Source organism: Klebsiella sp. 2019SCSN059, from assembly GCF_021739525.1.
Lineage (GTDB): Bacteria > Pseudomonadota > Gammaproteobacteria > Enterobacterales > Enterobacteriaceae > Klebsiella > Klebsiella quasipneumoniae.
In genome coordinates this window covers 313,598-333,465 of the sequence record NZ_JAKKOM010000001.1, presented here as the reverse complement: position 1 = coordinate 333,465, position 19,868 = coordinate 313,598, and the positions used below count along the sequence as shown (strand labels likewise).

The 19,868-nt window shown below is 61.9% G+C and carries 17 protein-coding genes and 1 pseudogene; 5 read left to right on the top strand and 13 right to left on the bottom strand.

All coding sequences use genetic code 11. From position 1 onward, the window contains the following. Positions 1-4: 4 nt before the first annotated feature. The 3 genes from L2I46_RS01670 to L2I46_RS01660 form a co-directional block, all read right to left on the bottom strand. Positions 5-1,075: an ABC transporter ATP-binding protein gene (locus L2I46_RS01670; RefSeq protein WP_002908292.1), complete on the bottom strand. Its 1,071-nt coding sequence runs from the start codon at positions 1,073-1,075 to the stop codon at positions 5-7. Beyond that, positions 1,068-2,837, bottom strand: a complete 1,770-nt coding sequence (locus L2I46_RS01665) for an ABC transporter permease (protein WP_004189548.1) — start codon at positions 2,835-2,837, stop codon at positions 1,068-1,070. The genes L2I46_RS01670 and L2I46_RS01665 overlap by 8 nt, the downstream gene beginning before the upstream one ends. A 74-nt stretch (positions 2,838-2,911) precedes the next feature. Further along, on the bottom strand, positions 2,912-4,000 hold the full coding sequence (locus L2I46_RS01660; protein ID WP_023290032.1) for an ABC transporter substrate-binding protein: 1,089 nt from the start codon (positions 3,998-4,000) through the stop codon (positions 2,912-2,914). 303 nt (positions 4,001-4,303) lie between these two features. Between L2I46_RS01660 and L2I46_RS01655 the strand changes: the two genes are divergently transcribed. Next, positions 4,304-5,383: a malate/lactate/ureidoglycolate dehydrogenase gene (locus L2I46_RS01655; RefSeq protein ID WP_023290033.1), complete on the top strand. Its 1,080-nt coding sequence runs from the start codon at positions 4,304-4,306 to the stop codon at positions 5,381-5,383. Positions 5,384-5,629: 246 nt separating this feature from the next. Continuing rightward, entirely contained in the window at positions 5,630-7,780 is a 2,151-nt protein-coding gene (gene fdhF, locus L2I46_RS01650; protein WP_236947488.1) for a formate dehydrogenase subunit alpha, read from the top strand. A 47-nt stretch (positions 7,781-7,827) separates the two neighbouring features. Here fdhF and L2I46_RS01645 read toward each other — a convergent pair whose 3' ends face one another. After that, positions 7,828-8,985 (bottom strand): M20 aminoacylase family protein, encoded by a 1,158-nt coding sequence (locus L2I46_RS01645; protein WP_023290035.1) that lies wholly within the window; start codon positions 8,983-8,985, stop codon positions 7,828-7,830. 296 nt (positions 8,986-9,281) lie between these two features. Here L2I46_RS01645 and L2I46_RS01640 point away from each other — a divergent pair, with 296 nt between their 5' ends. The 3 genes from L2I46_RS01640 (at position 9,282) to L2I46_RS01630 (ending at position 11,465) form a co-directional block, all read left to right on the top strand. After that, positions 9,282-10,481 (top strand): MFS transporter, encoded by a 1,200-nt coding sequence (locus tag L2I46_RS01640; RefSeq protein WP_023290036.1) that lies wholly within the window; start codon positions 9,282-9,284, stop codon positions 10,479-10,481. Positions 10,482-10,596: 115 nt separating this feature from the next. Further along, the gene (locus tag L2I46_RS01635) at positions 10,597-11,031 is read left to right on the top strand and encodes a VOC family protein (protein WP_032453197.1); all 435 of its coding nucleotides are present in this window, start codon (positions 10,597-10,599) and stop codon (positions 11,029-11,031) included. Between the two features lie 41 nt (positions 11,032-11,072). After that, positions 11,073-11,465, top strand: coding sequence for a VOC family protein (locus L2I46_RS01630; protein ID WP_032453198.1), 393 nt, complete (start codon positions 11,073-11,075; stop codon positions 11,463-11,465). 128 nt (positions 11,466-11,593) lie between these two features. Here the strand turns inward: L2I46_RS01630 and L2I46_RS01625 are convergent, their stop codons facing one another. The 9 genes and pseudogenes from L2I46_RS01625 to L2I46_RS01585 all read right to left on the bottom strand — a co-directional run bounded on the left by L2I46_RS01625 (position 11,594) and on the right by L2I46_RS01585 (position 19,636). Continuing rightward, the gene (locus L2I46_RS01625) at positions 11,594-12,181 is read right to left on the bottom strand and encodes a DUF1062 domain-containing protein (protein WP_178944845.1); all 588 of its coding nucleotides are present in this window, start codon (positions 12,179-12,181) and stop codon (positions 11,594-11,596) included. Between the two features lie 299 nt (positions 12,182-12,480). Further along, positions 12,481-13,203, bottom strand: a complete 723-nt coding sequence (locus L2I46_RS01620) for an amino acid ABC transporter ATP-binding protein (RefSeq protein WP_004189541.1) — start codon at positions 13,201-13,203, stop codon at positions 12,481-12,483. Next, positions 13,190-13,954 (bottom strand): amino acid ABC transporter permease, encoded by a 765-nt coding sequence (locus L2I46_RS01615; protein WP_004151161.1) that lies wholly within the window; start codon positions 13,952-13,954, stop codon positions 13,190-13,192. Before L2I46_RS01615 ends, L2I46_RS01620 begins: the two co-directional genes overlap by 14 nt. A gap of 63 nt (positions 13,955-14,017) precedes the next feature. Next, on the bottom strand, positions 14,018-14,785 hold the full coding sequence (locus L2I46_RS01610) for a basic amino acid ABC transporter substrate-binding protein (RefSeq protein WP_008804504.1): 768 nt from the start codon (positions 14,783-14,785) through the stop codon (positions 14,018-14,020). Positions 14,786-14,877: 92 nt separating this feature from the next. Beyond that, positions 14,878-15,811: pseudogene (locus L2I46_RS01605) on the bottom strand (MurR/RpiR family transcriptional regulator). Further along, positions 15,777-16,754, bottom strand: coding sequence for an ABC transporter substrate-binding protein (locus L2I46_RS01600; RefSeq protein WP_168380132.1), 978 nt, complete (start codon positions 16,752-16,754; stop codon positions 15,777-15,779). The pseudogene L2I46_RS01605 and the gene L2I46_RS01600 overlap by 35 nt, the downstream one beginning before the upstream one ends. Then, on the bottom strand, positions 16,744-17,796 hold the full coding sequence (locus L2I46_RS01595; RefSeq protein ID WP_236947487.1) for a FecCD family ABC transporter permease: 1,053 nt from the start codon (positions 17,794-17,796) through the stop codon (positions 16,744-16,746). The genes L2I46_RS01600 and L2I46_RS01595 overlap by 11 nt, the downstream gene beginning before the upstream one ends. Next, positions 17,793-18,818, bottom strand: coding sequence for a FecCD family ABC transporter permease (locus L2I46_RS01590; RefSeq protein ID WP_085551005.1), 1,026 nt, complete (start codon positions 18,816-18,818; stop codon positions 17,793-17,795). Before L2I46_RS01590 ends, L2I46_RS01595 begins: the two co-directional genes overlap by 4 nt. Continuing rightward, the gene (locus L2I46_RS01585) at positions 18,815-19,636 is read right to left on the bottom strand and encodes an ABC transporter ATP-binding protein (protein ID WP_023290050.1); all 822 of its coding nucleotides are present in this window, start codon (positions 19,634-19,636) and stop codon (positions 18,815-18,817) included. The genes L2I46_RS01590 and L2I46_RS01585 overlap by 4 nt, the downstream gene beginning before the upstream one ends. Positions 19,637-19,868: the final 232 nt, after the last annotated feature.

Sequence of the window (19,868 nt, the reverse complement as noted above, 5' to 3'; positions counted from 1 at the left end):
ACGGTTACCGCTGCGGAAAAATCCACACATCCTCCGCCGGAAGCGTCAGATGGCAGTGTTCGGCATCGCGCAGCGCGGTTCCGTAGGCGCGTAGCGGAAAGTCGTCACCCTCGGTGCGGAACAGGTACTCCCAGCGGTCGCCGAGGTACATGCTGGTCAGCAGCGGTAGCTGGAGACTGTTATCCTGCGCCGCGCCGTCAAGACGCAGGCGCTCGACGCGGATCACCGCCGTCGCCGGCTCGCCGACGCTGACCCCCTCGCCCGCTCGCCCCCACAGGCTCCAGCTGGCGCCTTCGATGCGCGCCCTGCCGTTCTCCAGCGCCATCACCTTGCCGTGCAGGCGATTATTGCTGCCCATAAACTCGGCGGCGAACAGCGTCGCCGGGCTGCCGTACATCTCCTGCGGCGTCCCCTGCTGCTCGATGACGCCATTGTTCAGCAGCAGAATACGATCGGAGATGGCCATCGCTTCATTTTGATCGTGGGTGACCATCAGCGCCGAGAGGCCCAGCTTGATGATCAGCTCGCGCAGAAACACCCGCGCCTCCTCGCGCAGCTTGGCGTCGAGGTTAGAGAGCGGCTCATCCAGCAGGATCACCGGCGGGTTGTAGACCAGCGCCCGACCAATGGCCACCCTCTGCTGTTGGCCGCCGGAGAGCTGGTGCGGATGGCGGTTGCCAAGATGCCCCAGCCCCAGCTGATCCAGCACGCGCTGCACCCGCTCTTTTATCTCCCCGGCGGCGACTTTACGCAGCTTCAGCGGATAGGCCACGTTGTCGAACACCGTTTTGTGCGGCCACAGGGCATAGGACTGGAACACCAGGCCGAGGTTACGCTCTTCGGCCGGGATTTCGCTGCGCGGCGTGCCGTCGTACACCGTGCGGTTGCCGATGGCGATCCGCCCGCTCGTCGGCTTCTCCAGCCCGGCCACCGCCCGCAGCAGCGTGGTTTTGCCGCTTCCCGAAGGCCCCAGCAGCGACACCACCTCTCCCCGGCCGAGCGTCATCGACACGCCTTTCAGCACCGGGTTGTCGCCATAGGTGAGATGCAGATTTTCAACCGATAACTCAATCATGTAATTTCACTCCAAAGCGCAGGGCGATGCCAAGGCCAATCACCACCAGCAGAATATTGATAAAGGAGAGCGCCGCGACGATATCGATGGCCCCCGCCGCCCACAGCGACACCAGCATCGAGCCGATGGTTTCGGTACCCGGCGACAGCAGATAGACGCCGGTGGAATATTCGCGCTCAAAGATCAGAAACATCAGCAGCCAGGAGCCAATCAGCCCATAGCGCGACAGCGGGACAGTGACGTGGCGGGTGATCTGCCCCCGCGAGGCGCCGGTGCTGCGCGCCGCCTCCTCCAGCTCCGGGCCCACCTGCAGCAGCGTCGAGGAGATGAGCCGCAGGCCATAGGCCATCCATACCACGGTGTAGGCCAGCCAGACGCTGAAGATGGTATTGCGCAGCGCGCGCAGCTGCACGATAAGGTGCTCCCGCAGCCAGTCCGCTACCGGCAGCGCCGAGAGCCAGCCATGCTTCAGCGACTGATCGAGCCACATCGGCACAAACAGGAACACCCACAGGAAGGCCAGACCGGCCAGCAGCCCCGGCACCGCGCGCGGGACCAGCACGCTGTAGTCAAGAAAGCGGGTGACGTTGTCCGCTTTGCGGTGCATGGCGATGCCGACAAACAGATAGCAGATCACCGCCAGCGCGCCGCCGACGATGCCGATAGCCATCGAGTTGACGATCGCCCGCAGCAGGTTGGGCTGCTGCCAGATATTGTGGAACGTCGTCAGCGACAGCTCATCCCACAGCGACACGCCGACGCCCCAGTTGGAGATAAAGGCGCGCAGCGCCACGCCGAGCAGCGGCACGCCGATGGTCACCGTCAGCCAGGCCACCACCACCGCCCCGGCCACCCACCGCCATTTGCCCAGCGGCAGCGCCCGCGCCTGCGACGCCTTGCCCTTCATGGTGACAAAGCGGTTGGCGGTGCGCATCAGCCGACGCTGGAGCATGACCAGCGGGATGGTGATGCAGATCAGCACCACCGCCACCGCCGCCATCAGATGGTAGGAGGGGGTGCCAAGCTTATTGGTCAGCTTGTAGAGATAGGTCGCCAGCACCATGTTGCCCTCGGGGTCGCCCAGTACCAGCATCAGACCGAAGACTTCCAGACCAAGGAAAAAGAGCAGCACGCAGGCGTAAAGAATGGAGGGCCGCACCATGGGCAGACTCACCGAAGTCATCACCTGCAGCGGCGTGGCGCCGACGGTGCGCGCCGCCTCTTCCACATCCGAGCCGACGCTGCGCAGCGCCGAGGAGATATAGAGATAGGCGTGCGGCACGTGGGTTAAGCCGGCGATGACCACAATGCTGAACATCGAGTAGATATTCCACGGCACAAAGCCGATCAGCTGCTGCGCCCACTGGGAAAAGAAGCCTACCGGCCCGGCGGCCACCACGTAGCCAAAGCCCAGCACCATCGGCGAGACGAAGATCGGCACCAGGATCAGCGGCTCAATGAACCGCCGGCCGGGTAAATCGGTGCGTACCATCAGAAAGGCCAAAATACCGCCCAGCGGAATGGCGATAATCACCAGGCCAAAGGCCAGAATAAACCCTGACCTTAACGCCAGATAAAAATCCGGGTCGGTAAAAATAAAGGCGAAGGCTTCCAGACTCCAGGATTTGGAGCGGGAAAAGAACGGCGCGGAGAGAAAACTCTGCACCACAATAAATAACAGCGGGACGTAAATCACCAGCGCCGTGATGCACACCACCACGCCGCGCGGCAGCCCCTGCCACTTTCTGCGTAATACATTCATGGTTCATCCCTTTGGTCAGGTGAATAAACCCGCCGGGTGTGAATAAGGGGCATCGGCGATGCCCCGGGGGAGGATTATTTCGCGGCGGCGCTGCGCCATTGTTTAATAAACTGCAGACGTTTTTGCGGCTGTAAATAATCCAGCAGCGTTTCGTTGACCGGGATCGGTTTTAACGCTTTGCCCAGCAGCGTGGTCATGCCGTCGATATCATTTTTGCCTTCAATATCGCGACGAAGAGAGGGAATATCCGCCTGGCTGGCGAGGATCTGTTGGCCTTTTTCCGACAGGACATAATCCAGCCACAATTTCGCCGCATTGGGATGTTCGCTCTCCTGGCTAATAAACGAGACGCGGGAGAGCACCAGCACGTAATCTTTCGGATAGGCGATGCCTAAAGAGGGATCGTTTTTCGCCCGCGCTTCGGCATAGGAGCCAAGAATATTATAGCCGATCAGGTTTTCGCCAGAGGAGACGCGCTCCATCATCGTGCCGGTGGAAGACTGCACCGTCAGGCCGCCTTTGGCGATATTCGCCAGGTCGGTAAAATAGTTCGCGTCGGCCTGGCTGTCCTGGACCGCCAGCATAAAGCCGAGGCCCGATTTTTCGATATCGTAGGTGGTGACTTTGCCTTTAAATTTATCGGCCTGGCTGGCGATCAATTTGGCCAGCGCGGTGTGCGAGTCCGGCACCTCATTCTGCGGGATCAGCCGTTTGTTATAGATAAATACCACCGGCTCGTAGGTGGTGCCATAGGCTTTCTGCTGCCACACCGCCCAGTCGGGTAATTGCTTCACCTCCGGCGAGGCATATTGTTCCGCGTACTCGGTGGCTAATTTCAGCGCGGTATCCATCGATGAGCTCCACACCACGTCCCCGCTGCCGCCCCCGGCGGCCTGCTCGCTGATATAGCGGTTATACAGCTCGGTGCTGTTCATGTCGTTATATTCGACTTTTACGCCCGGATATTGCGCTTCGAATCCTTTAATTAACGGCCCGGCCGCTTTGGTATCGGTTGTGGAATAGATAACCACCTTGCCCTCTTTGACGGCGGCATCAACCGTTTTTTGATAATCCGCCGGATAGCCCGCAGGCACCTCCGCCCAGGCGGCACAGGCGAAAACGGCCGTCAGTGAAACCACTAACCCACTTATTTTCTTATACATGATACCAACCTTTAATCATCAATTAATAAACACAAATTTAACATATAGTGGTATCAGCTCCCCTTGCAACGCCGGGGCTGGCTTTTTTCTGGCTTTTGTGACAGTGGCAGAATTTAAAAATGTGGTGTTTATGACGTTAATTAAAACGCGATCCCGGACCGGTTTTTTATCGTCTGCCGTATAACCCAGGCGCTGGCGCAGTGGCCTGTCGCCGGGAGAGTCCGCCCTTGACCTTCTGCGCCGGGCGGCGCAGCATAAAACGGCAAACATAACAAAATAACAACAGACTACAGGAGAGAATCAGTGCCAACAGGACACCGCTTTCTGGCGACGGATCTGCATCAGTTTGTCGTCTCACTGTTTACCCATCTCGGCAGCCGCTCGGAAGAAGCGACGCTGGTCGCCGACCATCTGATCGCCGCCAACCTGGCCGGGCATGACTCCCATGGCGTCGGGATGATCCCAAGCTATGTCAAATCCCACGCCGGCGGCTTTCTGCAGCTCAACCGCCACGCCACGGTCACCAAAGACGCCGGCGCCGTGGTCACCCTCGACGGCAACGCCGGCTTCGGCCAGGTGGTCGCCCACGAAGCGATGCAGTTAGGCATCGAAAAGGCGAAGCAGCACGGCATGGCGGCTATCGCCCTGCGCAATGCGCATCACGTCGGACGCATCGGCTACTGGGCGGAGCAGTGCGCCGCCGCCGGGCTGATCTCCATTCACTTCGTCAGCGTGATCGGCGACCCGATGGTCGCCCCGTTCCGCGGAAAAGACAGCCGCTTCGGCACTAACCCGCTGTGCGTGGTGTTCCCCCGCGCGGGCCATCCGCCGCTGCTGCTGGACTACGCCACCAGCGCCATCGCCTTTGGTAAAACCCGCGTCGCCTGGCACAAAGGAGAAGCCGTGGCGCCCGGCTGCCTGATCGACGCCCAGGGGCTGCCCACCACCGACCCGGCGGTGATGCAGACCTCGCCGCTGGGCGCCCTGCTCACCTTCGCCCAGCACAAAGGCTATGCCCTGGCGACACTGTGCGAAGTGCTCGGCGGCGCGCTCTCCGGGGGGCAAACCACCCATCAGGAAAGCCTGCAGACCAGCGTCGACGCCATCTTTAACTGCATGACCACCGTGATCCTGCGCCCGGACGCGTTCGATGCCCCGGACAGCCAGGCGCAGACGGAGGCCTTTATCGCATGGTGTAAACAGTCGCCGCACGATCCCGATGCCCCGGTGCTGGCCCCCGGCGAATGGGAGGCCGCCAACCGCGAAGCGCGTCTGGCCGAGGGGATCCCGCTGGATGCAGGCAGCTGGCAGGCAATCTGCGCCGCCGCGCGCGACGTCGGCCTGAGCGAGTCGCATATCGCCCGCTGCCGCCCTCTCGCGTAGCGGCATTATCCCCTGCAGAGCGTCTGACGTCGGCGCTCTGCGTCATCGTCATTAGTGACGAGGTCACGCTCCCGTCATCCTTCCCCTGTTATTTTTCATTGTAAATCAATAAATTAAATTCTGGCACGAGACCTGCATAGCGCAGCGGGCCTGCGTCCGCATCACCACCAGGCGATACCGCGATCGTTGCCCGTCGGGCCCGGCGCGACAGCGATCCTCTGTTCACTGTTAACAGGTCTGTTACTGATGAAAAAAATCACGAGCGTGTGCCCCTACTGCGGGGCGGGTTGCAAACTTAAACTGGTTGTCGACAACAATAAAATCATTCGCGCGGAAGCCGCCGACGGCGTCACCAACCAGAACCAGCTGTGCCTGAAAGGCTATTACGGCTGGGATTTTCTTAACGACACGCAGCTCCTGACGCCCCGTCTTAAACAACCGATGATCCGCTACCAGAAAGGCGGCGCTTTCACGCCGGTCAGCTGGCAGGAGGCGATTCGCTATACCGCCAGCAAGCTCAGGGAGATCAAAGAGAAGCATGGCCCGCGCGCCATCATGACCACCGGCTCCTCGCGCGGCACCGGCAACGAAACCAACTATGTGATGCAAAAGTTCGCCCGCGCGGTGCTGAACACCAACAACGTCGACTGCTGCGCCCGCGTCTGCCATGGCCCTTCCGTCGCCGGGCTGCAGCAGGCGCTGGGCAACGGGGCGATGAGCAACTCGATAAGCGACATCGAAAACTCGAAATGCCTGTTGGTCTTTGGCTACAACTGCGCCGACTCCCATCCCATCGTCGCCCGCCGGGTGATCAAAGCCCGGGAAAACGGCGCCAAAATCATCGTCTGCGATCCGCGACGCATTGAAACCGCACGCATAGCCGACCGTCATCTGCAGCTTAACAACGGCAGCAACATGGCGCTGGTGAACGCCTTCGGCTATGTATTGCTGGAAGAAGAGCTGTACAACAAAGCCTATGTCGAACGCTATACCGAAGGGCTGGATGCCTACCGCGAGGCGGTGAAAGATTACGCCCCGGAAGCAGTGGAAGGGATTGTCGGGGTCAGCGCGCAGGCGATCCGCGAGGCAATGCGCATGTTTGCCGCCGCCCCTTCCGCCACCATTATGTGGGGCATGGGGGTCACCCAGTTTGGCCAGGCGGTGGATGTGGTGCGCGGCCTGGCAAGCCTGGCGCTGCTCACCGGCAACCTGGGACGGGCGAACGTCGGCGTGGGCCCGGTCCGTGGGCAAAACAATGTACAGGGCGCCTGCGATATGGGCGTGCTGCCGAACCTGTTCCCCGGCTATCAGGAGGTCACCGACCCGGCCGTGCGGGCGAAATTCGCCGCCGCCTGGGGGATCGACCCGGCGCAGATGGATGACCAGGTCGGCACCCGCATCACCGAGGTGCCGCATAAGGCGCTGACGGGCGAGATCAAAGCCTACTACATCATGGGCGAAGATCCGCTGCAGACCGAAGCCGACCTCGGCCTGGTGCGCAAAGGCATCGAGGCGCTGGACTTCGTGGTGGTGCAGGATATCTTCATGACCAAAACGGCGGAGATTGCCGATGTCCTGCTGCCGGCCACCTCCTGGGGCGAGCACGGCGGCGTCTTCACCTGCGCCGACCGCGGGTTTCAGCGGTTTGAACAGGCGATCCCGCCGGCGGGGAATGTGAAGCGCGACTGGGAGATCATCAGTCTGCTGGCCAGCGAAATGGGCTATCCGATGCACTATGAGAGCAACCAGCAGATCTGGGACGAGATGCGCGAGCTCTGCCCGCTGTTCTACGGCGTGACCTGGGAGAAAATGGGCAATATGGGCCATGTTCAGTGGCCATGCCCGACCCTCGACCACCCCGGCACGCCGTGGCTGTATAAAGACAACCGCTTCGACACCCCATCAGGTAAAGGGCAGCTGTTCGCCACCGCCTGGCGCGCGCCGGCGGAAAGTCCGGATGATGAATGGCCGCTGGTGCTCTGCACGGTGCGGGAGGTGGGGCACTACTCCTGCCGCTCGATGACCGGCAACTGCGCCGCGCTGCAGTCGCTGGCCGACGAGCCGGGACGGGTGCAGATGAATCCCGTGGATGCGCAACGGCTGGGGATCGCCGACAAACAGCTGGTGTGGGTTAGCTCCCGGCGCGGAAAGGTCATCACCCGCGCCGACCTCAGCGATCGCATCAACCCGGGCGCGGTCTATATGACCTATCAGTGGTGGGTGGGCGCCTGTAATGAGCTGACCCAGGATAACCTGGATCCGATCTCCAAAACGCCGGAAACCAAATACTGTGCGGTGAAAGTGGAAGCGATTGCCGACCAGCAGTGGGCGGAGCGCTATGCCTGGACCGCCTACAGCGACATGAAGGCGCGACTGAAAGCCGCCGCCGACGTCTGACGTCAGGGAGCGCGCGCGCTCCCTTCCCTCCTGCCGCTGCCGGCGGGTTACGCCGCCGGCAGCTGTTTCTCCACCAGCGCCACCCACATCGCCACCCCGTGGCTAATCAGCGCGTCGTTAAAGTCATAGCTGGCGTTATGCAACGGCTTCGACGGCGTTTCGCCATCGGTGCCGATCCAGAAATAGGCCCCCGGACAGACCTCCAGCATGCAGGCAAAATCCTCAGAGGCCATCGACGGCGCCTGGTTCCAGCGCACCGCTTCCGCGCCGAGGGTGGCGACCGCCACCTCGCGCAGCAGCTGCGCCTGCGGCGCATGGTTTTTGGTCACCGGATACCCGGGAAACCAGCTAATCTCGCCCCGGACATCGGACACCTGCGGCTGGGTGGCCACATAGCTTTCGATAAGCTCCCGCACGCGGGCGCGAACGCGGTTGCTCAGGCAGCGGAAGGTGCCGCGCAGCACCACGGTGTCCGGCAGGACGTTGATCGCCTCGCCGCCGTTTATCTGGGTGATGCTGACCACCGCGGAATCCTGTGGCGACAGGCGACGGGAGGGAATGGTCTGCAGCGCCATAATCAACTGCGCCGCGGCGACGATGGGATCGGCCCCGCTCTCCGGCATCGCCGCATGGCAACTTTTGCCGCGCAGGGTGATCTCGAAGGCGTCGAGGGAAGCCATCATCGCGCCATCGCTGAGCGCCACTTCGCCGAGGGGGATCCCCGGCCAGTTATGCAGCGCGTAAATCGCATCCATCGGGAAGCGTTCGAATAACCCCTCTTCCACCATTTTGCGCGCGCCGCCAAGGTTCTCTTCCGCCGGCTGGAAGACAAAGTGGACGGTACCGCTGAACTGGCGGGTCTGCGCCAGATGGGCCGCGGCCGCCAGCAGCATCGCGGTGTGGCCATCGTGGCCGCAGGCGTGCATTACCCCGGCGCGGCGCGAACGGTAGCTGACGCTCCCCAGCTCGGTGATCGGCAGGGCGTCCATATCGGCGCGCAGGCCGATGACCGGCCCGGGGCCGTTTTCCAGCGTCGCCACGACGCCGGTGCCGGCCAGCCCGCGATGAACCTGCAGGCCAAACGAGACCAGCAGCTCGGCGACGCGGCGCGAGGTCTCCTGCTCCTGATATCCGAGCTCAGGCGCGGCGTGAAACTCACGTCGCCAGCCTGTGGCTTCGGCGATCAGTGACGGCGATACGGCCATGTATTACTCCTTTCCTGCATAGCGTAATGCTGAATAATTGGGTCATGCGTTGCGTTTTTCCCCGTCGCTAACCGGCGCCGGGTCGCTGCCGCTCCCTCCGTTATATCCTGTCGTTAACACGCTGACAACGTCACGAAATGCGGCGGCGGCGCGGCGTACACGCCAGCCGCCGCCGGGCGGACCTTTTTTGGTAGTGATTTCAACGGTGACAACGGCCAGGCGATTAATTATTATGCAACTCAGGACGGCAATTTGCCGAAGGATCCACTACTGACCTCTCCGTCATCGGAAATAAAATGTTTAACCCAGACCAGAATCGTCTTGCCCCCACGCTGGCGATGATCATGGCCGCGTCGCTCGTGGGATTTATCACCGGCTATACGGTGCCGTTAATCAGTCTTGAGCTGGCGCAGCAGCAGGTTGCGCCGCTGTACGTCGGCCTGCTGGCCGCCCTGCCGCCCGCCGGCATGATGATCTCCTCTTTCCTCTCTCCTGCGCTGTGCCGGCGCGTTGAGATGGGCGTGCTGCTGAGCGGCAGTCTGATCCTGCTGGCGCTGGCGACCATCGCCTCATGCATGACCACCGATATGACGCTGCTTCTGCTGCCGCGCCTGCTGACCGGCCTGGCCTCCGGGGTCATTATCGTACTGGGCGAAAGCTGGATCACCGGCGGCGCGGCGGGCAGCCAGCGCGCCACCCTCACCGGCATCTACGCCTCGGCCTTTACCGGCTGTCAGCTGGCCGGACCGCTGCTGATCTCCGTCGGCCCCGCCTGGCAGGCCTCGGCGCTGATGGCGATCGTCGCGGTCACCGCCGTCTGCCTGCTGATGCTGCGCCATCTGCCCACCGGCACCCGCGAAAGCCTTGGGGAGCGCGCCAGCTGGCGCAGCCTCGGCGCCTTCCTGCCGGTACTGGCCTCAGGGGTCTTCTGCTTCGCCTTCTTCGACGCCAGCATCCTCGCCCTGCTGCCGCTGTACGGCATGGACAAGGGGCTTAATGAAGGAATGGCGGTGCTGCTGGTGACCGTGGTGCTTACCGGGGATGCGATGTTCCAGACCCCGCTCGGCTGGCTGGCCGACCGGGTCGGCATTCGCCGCGTGCATCTGGCCTGCGCGGTGGTCTTCAGCCTGTCGCTGCTGGCCCTGCCGCTGATGCTCGGCTCACGCATTCAGCTGATGGCCATTTGTCTGCTGCTGGGCGCCGCGGCGGGGGCGCTGTATACCCTGTCGCTGGTGCGGGCGGGGAAAACCTTTAGCGGACAGAAGCTGATTATGATTAACGCCCTGTTCGGCTTTTTCTGGTCCGCCGGCAGCGTCGCCGGACCGGTAGTCAGCGGCATGCTGATCGGCATCACCGGCTACGATGGCCTGATCGCCACCCTGGTGGCCAGCGGCGGGCTGTTCCTGCTGATCCAGTGTCTGTGTAAAAACGAGAAAACCCTGCTCGCCAGTGAGCAGGAAGAGGACATGGACGAAGCGACGGAGTCCGCACGGTAGTCCTGACGGGCTGGCCTGGCGCCAGCCTTTTTTATGGCCCTTACCGGAGGGCATCCTGTTTTTGCTGGCTCACTGCTGTTAACCATTGCCGGCCCCCCTGCCAGGAGGACATTCCATGGAAAGCAATACCTTACATCGTGGCAGATTGATCGATCATATTCTGCTGGTTGTCGAAGACTTTGAGGCAAGCAAAAACTTCTATACCGCCGTACTGTCGGCGCTGGAGATCCCGGCGATCGCCACCGCCAATGAATACTTGCTGGCTGACGAACTGGTGGTGGCCTCACGCCACAGCCCGGAGGCCGCCGGGAAACTGACAGGGCGCCACCATCTGGCGTTCCAGGCCAGAGATCGCGATATGGTGGACGCTTTTTACCATGCGGCGCTGACCCATGGTGGCCGCGATAACGGCGCGCCTGGCGAACGACACTATCATTCTGGTTACTATGCCGCTTTTGTGCTGGATCCGCAGGGAAATAATATTGAGGCGGTGTACCATGGCGAGGCTGAGCGCAGCGCCGGGTCTGTTGCCATCCGCTTCAGGCAGTAAGCGGGCGAAAGTCACCTTTTTGCCCGCAACAGGAGGACACTATGTTTTCATACATTATGCTGGGAACGAACGATCTACCACGTGCCATCGAGTTCTATGACCCGTTAATGGCATTGCTGGGGCACGCCAAAGCCGGCCGTAACGAACAAGGCGCCTCATGGGGCACCTTCAACGGCAACCAGACCTGCGGGCTGTGCGTGGGCGTCCCCTTTGATCAGCAGCCTGCCGGGGTGGGCAATGGAACGATGGTGGCGCTTAACGCCCGCTCCGTCGAACATATTGCGGAACTGCATGCCCTAGCCCTGCAACTCGGCGGACGTGACGAAGGCGCGCCCGGTCACCGTCCGCAGTACGGCGACGGCTTTCACAGCGCCTACGTCCGCGATCCCGACGGCAATAAGCTGGCGTTTGTTTATTATGCGTCGGCAGCTTGACTGGCTGCAGCGGAGGGCCTTTTTCAGGCAGTAATGAGTAATTCAGGACGGCCGACTTCGCCGTCCTGATTTCATTGAGAATAACGAAAAACCGCGGTTAAAGCGCTACGGCTTATCTTCCCGACGAGTTATCTACAGCGAAGTGATAACGTAATCCGGCGTCGCGCATACAGCGTTTCCGCCGCCAGCTGAAAATGATATTCCATCGCCTTCAGCTTTTTCGTCTTGAGCTGTTTTAGTGGAATACCCTTGATCTGCCCTGTCGCGACCAACCACCGGATATCAGCCGTACTCAGCTTGAGCTGCTTTTTCAGTATTGATAGCAGGCTGACGCGAAAAGGCTGAAGGACCCGAACGCGCACCATTATTTGCGGGCAAGCCATTAGCCTGACTGACCAATGCTCCTGAATACGAAAATCAGGTTGCCCCGACAGCACAGCGCCGTTGCGCTTCAGCGTCGCGAGGTCAGCGGCATAATAGCGAACCATGGCAGCATCGTTCTGCCTCAGGCGCTGAAGCCGTTCGCGGTTAATCTTGCTGACGTGCAGCCTGGAAAACAGGGCGATATTCCAGGTGTAATCGCAGTGCGTGCATTTATAGATGCTCCAGATATCCAGCAGCTTCTTTTGCGAATTCACCCGGATGGCGCCGGAAGGGGCGAAGTCGCGTTTTACATTGCAGGAGGGGCAGCGTTTGGCAATGTGCTGATACCCCACGGGCGTGACCGTCCATGTAACTGTCATAACGTACCTTTTTTAACCCATACGAAACCGAGTCCGTCATTAACGGACCATGATTTTTGGCGTATGAAAAATAGTTAGTCGCTATTTTTCAGTGGGTTAAAAAAAGATTTCCAACGTTATATTCCTGGAGAAGCCCAAAGCGATACCCGGAGATTAACAAAGGAGTCGTCGCGGGATTTATGAGTTCAGTCAATGTTTATACTGATGATGAAAAATATCATCAATATATCTGACAACACTCAGCGGGCTGGCCTGGCGCCAGCCCGCCCGGTTTACAGCACCTTGCTGAGGAACGCGGCGGTGCGCGGGTTGGTCGGCGCGCTAAAGATCTGCCCCGGCTTGCCCTCTTCCTGAATCACGCCCTGGTCGATGAAGATCACCCGGTCGGCCACTTCGCGGGCAAAGCCCATTTCGTGGGTCACGATCACCATGGTCATCCCCTCGCTGGCGAGGTTTTTCATCACCTCCAGCACGTCGCCCACCAGCTCCGGATCCAGCGCAGAGGTGGGCTCATCGAACAGCATTATCGACGGCTTCATTGCCAGCGCGCGGGCAATCGCGACGCGCTGCTGCTGGCCGCCGGACAGGCTCGAGGGCCAGGCGTCGCGCTTATCGCTTAAGCCCACCTTCGCCAGCAAGGCTTCCGCCAGGTCGACCGCCTGCTGGCGCGGCATATTGCGCAGATTCATCGGCGCCATAATCAGGTTTTCCAGCACCGTCATGTGCGGGAACAGGTTAAAGCGCTGGAACACCATGCCGACGCTTTCGCGCATCTTGTTGAGGTCGGTAGTGCGGTCGTGGGCGGCAAAGCCGTTGACCACCACCTCGCCTTCGCTGACCGTCTCGAGGGCGTTCATACAGCGCAGAAAGGTACTTTTCCCCGAGCCGGAGGGGCCGATGATGCACACCACTTCCTGCGGTTTAATGTCGCAGCTGATGCCGCGCAGCACGTGGCTGTCGCCGAAGCGCTTATGTAAGTTATTAATGTGAATCACTTTTGCCAAACCTCTTTTCCAGACGGTTAACCAGCTGCGCCAGCAGGAAGGTGATCACCCAGTAGACCAGGGAGATGGTCAGGTAGGGTTCCCAGTAGGTGGCGTAGGCACCGGAGACGGTGCGCGCGGCGTAGGCCAGATCGGCCAGGCCTATCGCCGAGGCCAGCGACGAGTCTTTGACTATGGCGATGGCGTTGTTGCCCAGCGGCGGCAGAATGCGACGAAACGCCTGGGGCAGGATCACCTTGCGCATGGTTTTCCACCACGGCATGCCCAGCGCGCGGGAGGCCTCCATCTGCCCTTTGTCGATCGACTGGATGCCGGCGCGGAAAATCTCCGACACATAGGCTCCAGCGTTAAGGGTGATCGCCACAATGCAGGAGAGGAACGCCCCGTAGCTGGCGCGCAGCTCGCGGGCAAAGTCGGCGCTCATCAGGCCGCTGGTCACCAGCAGGCCGTCGCGCGGGTTAATAAACAGCGGCACCAGCGCAAAGTGCACCACCATGATCTGCACGAACAGCGGCGTACCGCGGAAGGCGCTAACGTAAAAGCGCACCGGAAACTGCACCAGGTAGCGGAGAATATATTTCCATGGCCCGTGCTCGGCCTTCGCCATCCGTCCGAGACCGAGGGTTAACCCCCACAGCGTCCCGAGGATCACGCAGATAATGGTACATTTAATCGTCATCAGGGCGCCGTCCACAAACAGCGGGCCGTACTCCTCGATGATCTCCCAACGGAATCCCGTCATAGTCCTTCCCTAAAAAATACGGCTATCGCCTGGGCGATAGCCGTGGTCACTGAAAAAGGTGGGTTATTGCGCTGGCAGCGTCGGCACGTTGTCGTCGAACCAGGTTTTATAGATTTTGGCGTAAGTTCCGTCGGCAACAATCTTCTGCAGACCGGCGTTGATTTTACCCAGCAGTTCGCTGTTGCCTTTCGCCACCGCGATACCGAAATACTGGCGTTCAAATTTGGCATCCGGCACCAGCTTGAACTGCTTCTCCGGGTGCTGTTTGATGTAGTACTTCACCACCCCGACGTCACCCACCGCGGCGCTGACGCCGTCCTCGAACAGCTCCTGGAGCATCAGCGGGGTATTGTCGAAGCGCTTGATCGCCGTGCTGTTTTTGCCCAGTACCTCAGAGACCACGATATCGCCGGTGCTGGAGTTCACCACCCCGACCTTCTCGTTTTTCAGGGCCGCGAGGGAATCGACCTGCGAATCCTGGGCGACGACGATAGACTGCTCGGCCGGGAAGTACGGCGCGGAGAAATCGACCATCTGTTTGCGTTTATCAGTGATGGTGATCCCGGAGATGATGATGTCGCGGTCGCCGGTGTTCAGCGTGGCGAAGATACCTTCCCATGGGGTATTGACCAGTTTGACGTCAAAGCCTTCGGCTTTGGCGATGGCTTTGATGATGTCGATATCAAAACCTTCCAGCTGTTTCTGGCTGTTTTCAAATTCAAATGGCCGGTAGGTGCCGCCGGAGCCGACGGTGTAGGTTTCCGCAGCCGCCTGTCCGGCTGCCGTCAGCGCGGCCATCATGAAACACGCTTTGAGCAAATTCTTAACCATGAGATATCCTTTTTATGCATTTATTTTGCATAAAAATACACACACTTACTTTTGTATGCAACCGGAAACCTTCCCGCTGGTGAATTATCTTATCAACTGGCCCGTTTACCGCCGGATTTACCGATGGCCCGGTGCAGGTCGTTGATTCGCTTCAGGGATTTCACCGTTTTTTGTGGCGTGGTCGAGGCCACCGACAGGACAATCATCTCCAGACAGACCAGCACCGTGCCGTGCAGCGGCATCCGGCTACTGTCCCCGCCGCGCGGGACGTCGATCACCACCTGCGCCTCCTGGCTGAAGCGCGAGTCCACCGCCTGGGTCAGCAGGATGGTCGGAATTCCCAGCCGCTTCGCCTCGCGCAGGGTGGTCATCCCTTCGCGATGGGGGGATTTTTGCCCCATCATGATCAGCACATCGCCGCGCTGCAGGCCGATAAGCTGTTCGGCGAGGCTAAAGCCCGTGCGGTTCATCACGTAAGCCGGCAGGCCAATGCGGCTGAACAGCCGGGCGGTGTACTCGGCGAGGATCCCCGAGGCGCCGATGCCGAAGATCCCCACCTGGCGCGCGTCGCTGAGCAACGCCACCGCCTGGGCCACCGCCGCGCGGTTGTCGGCCCGCGACAGGACCTCGCAGACCCGCTGGTGCCCTTCAAGCACAAAATCAATACTGGAATTGACGTCGCTGGCGAGTGCGGTGACCGTCGAGCGCATCTTTTCCGCCGAGGTGACCGAGGTACCGAACCAGCGCTCCATAGTCTGCTTAAGTTCGCGCAGCCCGGCGAAGCCCAGCGCCTGGATGGCGCGCACCACCGTGGCGTCAGAGGTCTGGGTCGCGGTGGCGATCTCCATCGCCGTCTGCTCCAGCACCACCTCGCGGTTGTCGTTGATATAGCTGACCACGGCCCGCAGGCGGGGAGAGAGCTGATGCGCCCGGGCGCGATAGCGTTCGCCGAACAGGTCGACCCGCCCCTTCTCTTTTTTTACCGCGCTTTTCATTTGGCCTCCGCCGGGATCGGCCTGCCGGCAATATGCGACTGCACCTGGGCCACCATCAGGGAGAGCGCGGCGTAGGAGTTGGAGATCACCTCCTCCCGCGGCAGCAAAATATAGCGCCCGGTGCGGCAGGCGCGCATAAAGTCGCACCAGCCGGGCATCACGCCTTCCATCGCCTGCAGCTCATCCTGCGGCTTACCGCCGGTATCCGACCGCCAGGTGGCGAAGACAAAATCGGCGTCCAGCTCCGGCAGCTGTTCCGCGCTGACGTCAATTCGCTGGCCGTCGGGGATCCGCTCAATCAACGGCGGAAAGCGGAACCCGGCGTCGCGCAGCACCCGGCCCAGCGCGTGGTAAGAATGATGCACCGTGACCTTGCCGTTGTTCGCCTGGATCACCGAGACGCTGTACTGCGACGGGTTGACCATCGCTTTCAGCTGCTTGATTTGCTCCTGATAGCGGCGCTCGAGGATCGCCAGCCGCGGCTGGGTGCCGGTCAGCTGCGCCAGCTTGCGGTAAATTTCCGGGGCGCTGCCCTGCAGATGGTCGATGCTCACCGTCGGGGCAATCTTCTCCAGCTGCTCCACCGACACGTGACGGCTGGGCTCGGTGATGATCAGATCCGGCCTGGCGGCGGCCACCGCTTCCAGATCGATATCGGCGGTGCCAATAAAGCGGATATCGCTATTGTCGAAATCGACGCCGGTGAGCTGGGCGCTGGAGCGCAGATAGTGGCTGCCGTCCGGCCGCGTCCGGCCGTGGCTGGCGATGGGCGGCGCCCCGAGCTCAATCAGCGGAATGGTAATGTCGAGATCGTGCATCGAAACGATACGCTGCGGATGGAGCGGGACGGTGACCGTGCGGCCTAAATCATCGGTAAAAGTCTGAGTTTGTGGGTCGGCGGCGCTGACGGCCCCCGTCAGCAACAGCAGCAATGAGACGAACCAACGCATAATACCTTCCTGGTTAAAGGGCATCGCGGCGACGCCAGAGTAAGACAACAAAAAACGGGCAGCCCACCAGGGCAATAACAATCCCCGCCGGGATCTGCAGCGGCGCAAACGCCAGCCGGCCAAGGGTATCGGTCACCAGCACCAGCAAGGCGCCAATCAGCGCGCTTCCGCTCAGCAGCGATACCTGGCCGCCGCGCAGCACAAAACGCGCCATATGCGGCGCCATCAGGCCAACAAAGCCCAGGCTGCCGACGCAGGAGACACTGGCCGAGGTCAGCAGCACCGGGGCGAAAAAGCGCAGCAGCGTGAGCTGCTGCAGACGCACCCCAAGGCCGATGGCGGTCCGGTCGCCCAGCAGCGCCGCGTCCGCCGCCCGGGCGGTACAGAACAGGATGATGGCTCCGGGCAGCGCCCAGCAAAAGGCCACCGCCAGCAGCGGCCAGGTGGCGGCCTGCAGGCTGCCCGCCAGCCAGATCATCGCCGTCTGCACGTCGCGAACGTCGGCGGTGGTCATAAAGATGCCGACCGCCGCCGCCAGGGTCCAGGAGACGCCGACGCCAATTAAAATAAAGCGCGGTCGCGAGCAATCGCGCGCCAGCGTCAGGACCAGCAGGGCCACCGCCACGCCGCCGACCATTCCCGCCAGCGGCCGCCAGACCAGGCCTACCGCCGGGAAAAACAGCACCAGCGCCATGACCACGATGCTGGCCCCCTCTTTGACGCCGATCAGCCCCGGGTCGGCCAGCCCGTTGCGGGTGATGCTCTGCATCGCCGCGCCGGCCAGCCCCAGCATAGCCCCGCACAGCAGCGCCATCAGGATCCGCGGCAGGCGGATATCAAACAGAATAAAGCGCGGCTGCTCGCCAATCTCCAGCGGCGCCAGCAGGGCCCGCGCCAGCGTCGACGCGGGCAGCGGATAGCTGCCGCGGCTGAGGCTGTACAGCCCCAGCGCCAGCAGCATCAGCAGCATTAAGGCGGCAATGTTAAGCGCCGCCGGGCGCAGCAGCAGCTGGCGGGAAGCGAAAACCAGCGGCCGAAAGCCGGCCCGATGGACGGCGCGCATCATTTAAAAAACCTCGCGGCGATAAAGATAAACAGCGGCGCGCCCACCAGGGCGGTCATCGCCCCGGTGGCCAGCTCCTGAGGGGCGACCAGCGTCCGGGCGGCGATATCCGCCAGGAGCAGCACCAGCGCCCCCACCGGCGCCGCCAGGGGCAGCGCCAGGCGGATATCTTCCGTCACCAGACGGCGCACCACGTGCGGCACCACCAGCCCGACGAAGCCGATCGGCCCGGCCACCGCCACCGCCGCGCCGCAGAGCAGCGCAATCGCCAGCAGGCCCAGCAGCCGGGTCTGGACGAGGTTCACGCCGAGGCCCAGCGCTACCTTATCCCCCAGCGCCAGCACGTTGAGGCGCGGGGCAAGGAACAGCGCAACGCCAAGGCCGATCAGCGCCGGGATCAGCGCCGTCCGCAGCGTGCTCCAGTTCAGCCCGGCCAGATCGCCCGCCAGCCAGGTGCGCATCGCCAGCAGCGTTTGTTCATCGAGAATTAATATCGCCGCCGTCACCGCCGACGCAAACGCCGACAGCGCTACCCCGCACAGCGTGATGCGCAGCGGCGTCGCTCCGCCGCGACCGGCAGAGGCCAGCGCCATCACCCCGCCGAACAGCAGCGCCGCGCCACAGGCGGCGGTCAGCGGCCGCGCGGCGGGGAAAGCGCCGAAGGAGAGCCCCAGCGCAGAGGTCGCCACCACCGCCAGCGACGCGCCGGCGTTAAGGCCGAGGATATGCGGCTCGCCCAGCGGGTTGCGGATCACCGTCTGCAGCAGCAGCCCGGCGACGCCGAGCGCCGCGCCGGTCAGCAGCGCCGCCGCCAGCCGCACCAGGCGCAGTTCGACGATTATCCGCTGATCGAAGTTACGCGGGTTGTACTCCAGCAGCGCCTGCAGCACCGTCTGCGGGGCGATCCAGCGGGCGCCCAGGCCAAGATGCACCAGCGAGCCGGCAATAAGCAGCAGCGTAAGCAGGAGCAGCGCCAGCCGGGGACGGGCGCGCCGCCGCGCGGGATGCAGGCTAACCACGCTCATTGTGCCGCCGCCTGGCGGGCGCGAAACGGCATAAAGAACGGTTTGCCGGTTTGCGGGTTAATCGACATCTGCACGTCAACGTCAAACACGCGTTTAATCAGCTCAGGGCTACAGACTTCACCGTCGCTAATCGTGCCGGCGATGCGCCCCTGTTTAAGGAATACCAGCAGATCGGCATAGTTGACGGCAAAGTTAAGATCATGGAGCACCGTCACCACCGTGCGGCCATGCTCGCGGGTCAGGGTCTGGAGCAGTTCGAGAATATCGACCTGATAGCGCAGGTCGAGCCAGGTGGTCGGTTCATCCAGCAGAATGGTCGCCGTTTGCTGGGCCAGCGCCATGGCGATCCAGCAGCGCTGACGCTGGCCGCCGGAGAGGCTGTCCACCGGCAGATGAGCGAACTCGCGGGTGCCCGTTAAGCGCAGCGCCTCTTCCACCGCCAGCTCATCGGCGTCGGACCACTGGCGCATCAGCCCCTGCCACGGGAAGCGACCGCGCGAGACCAGTTCGAAAACCGTTAACCCTTCCGGCGTCAGCGGCGATTGCGGCAGGATGCCGAGCTGGCGCGAGACGGCCTTCGTCGGCATCTGATGAATGGCTTGCCCGTCCAGACGCACGCAGCCGCCGAGCGGTTTCAGCATCCTGGCGATGGTCGACAGCAGCGTGGATTTGCCGGAGCCGTTCGCCCCGGCCAGCACCGTCATTTTGCCGGTGGGGATGGTCAGGTTGATGTCGTCAACGATCAGGGTCTGGCCGTAGCCGGCCGACAGGGCATCCAGTACGATCCCCTGCTCTGCAGGTGTCACCCGCTGTGGCATAACTCGCTCCTGCGCCGCAGCGTTCCAGGCGATGGCTGGACATTCTGCAGTCAAATCAAAATAAAACTCATTCTCTTTTGATCATGACGGGGATGAATGTAGTAGTCAATAGTCGCCATCGTCTTCTGGCGCGGACGATGACTACAGCGAGGCCGCGCCAACGCAATAGAATCAAAATAAAATAATATCAAAGAGATAACCACAGGATATTCCCTGATGGAGGTGTTTAAAA

Excerpts from the sequence above, each read along its gene's own strand:
- L2I46_RS01595 (WP_236947487.1), bottom strand. The coding sequence starts at position 17,796 with ATGATGCGCGCCGTCCATCGGGCCGGCTTTCGGCCGCTGGTTTTCGCT.
- L2I46_RS01630 (WP_032453198.1), top strand. The coding sequence starts at position 11,073 with ATGTTTTCATACATTATGCTGGGAACGAACGATCTACCACGTGCCATC.
- L2I46_RS01670 (WP_002908292.1), bottom strand. The coding sequence starts at position 1,075 with ATGATTGAGTTATCGGTTGAAAATCTGCATCTCACCTATGGCGACAAC.
- L2I46_RS01645 (WP_023290035.1), bottom strand. The coding sequence starts at position 8,985 with ATGGCCGTATCGCCGTCACTGATCGCCGAAGCCACAGGCTGGCGACGT.
- L2I46_RS01615 (WP_004151161.1), bottom strand. The coding sequence starts at position 13,954 with ATGACGGGATTCCGTTGGGAGATCATCGAGGAGTACGGCCCGCTGTTT.
- L2I46_RS01635 (WP_032453197.1), top strand. The coding sequence starts at position 10,597 with ATGGAAAGCAATACCTTACATCGTGGCAGATTGATCGATCATATTCTG.
- L2I46_RS01640 (WP_023290036.1), top strand. The coding sequence starts at position 9,282 with ATGTTTAACCCAGACCAGAATCGTCTTGCCCCCACGCTGGCGATGATC.
- L2I46_RS01660 (WP_023290032.1), bottom strand. The coding sequence starts at position 4,000 with ATGTATAAGAAAATAAGTGGGTTAGTGGTTTCACTGACGGCCGTTTTC.
- L2I46_RS01590 (WP_085551005.1), bottom strand. The coding sequence starts at position 18,818 with ATGAGCGTGGTTAGCCTGCATCCCGCGCGGCGGCGCGCCCGTCCCCGG.
- L2I46_RS01665 (WP_004189548.1), bottom strand. The coding sequence starts at position 2,837 with ATGAATGTATTACGCAGAAAGTGGCAGGGGCTGCCGCGCGGCGTGGTG.
- L2I46_RS01585 (WP_023290050.1), bottom strand. The coding sequence starts at position 19,636 with ATGCCACAGCGGGTGACACCTGCAGAGCAGGGGATCGTACTGGATGCC.
- L2I46_RS01600 (WP_168380132.1), bottom strand. The coding sequence starts at position 16,754 with ATGCCCTTTAACCAGGAAGGTATTATGCGTTGGTTCGTCTCATTGCTG.
- L2I46_RS01610 (WP_008804504.1), bottom strand. The coding sequence starts at position 14,785 with ATGGTTAAGAATTTGCTCAAAGCGTGTTTCATGATGGCCGCGCTGACG.
- fdhF (WP_236947488.1), top strand. The coding sequence starts at position 5,630 with ATGAAAAAAATCACGAGCGTGTGCCCCTACTGCGGGGCGGGTTGCAAA.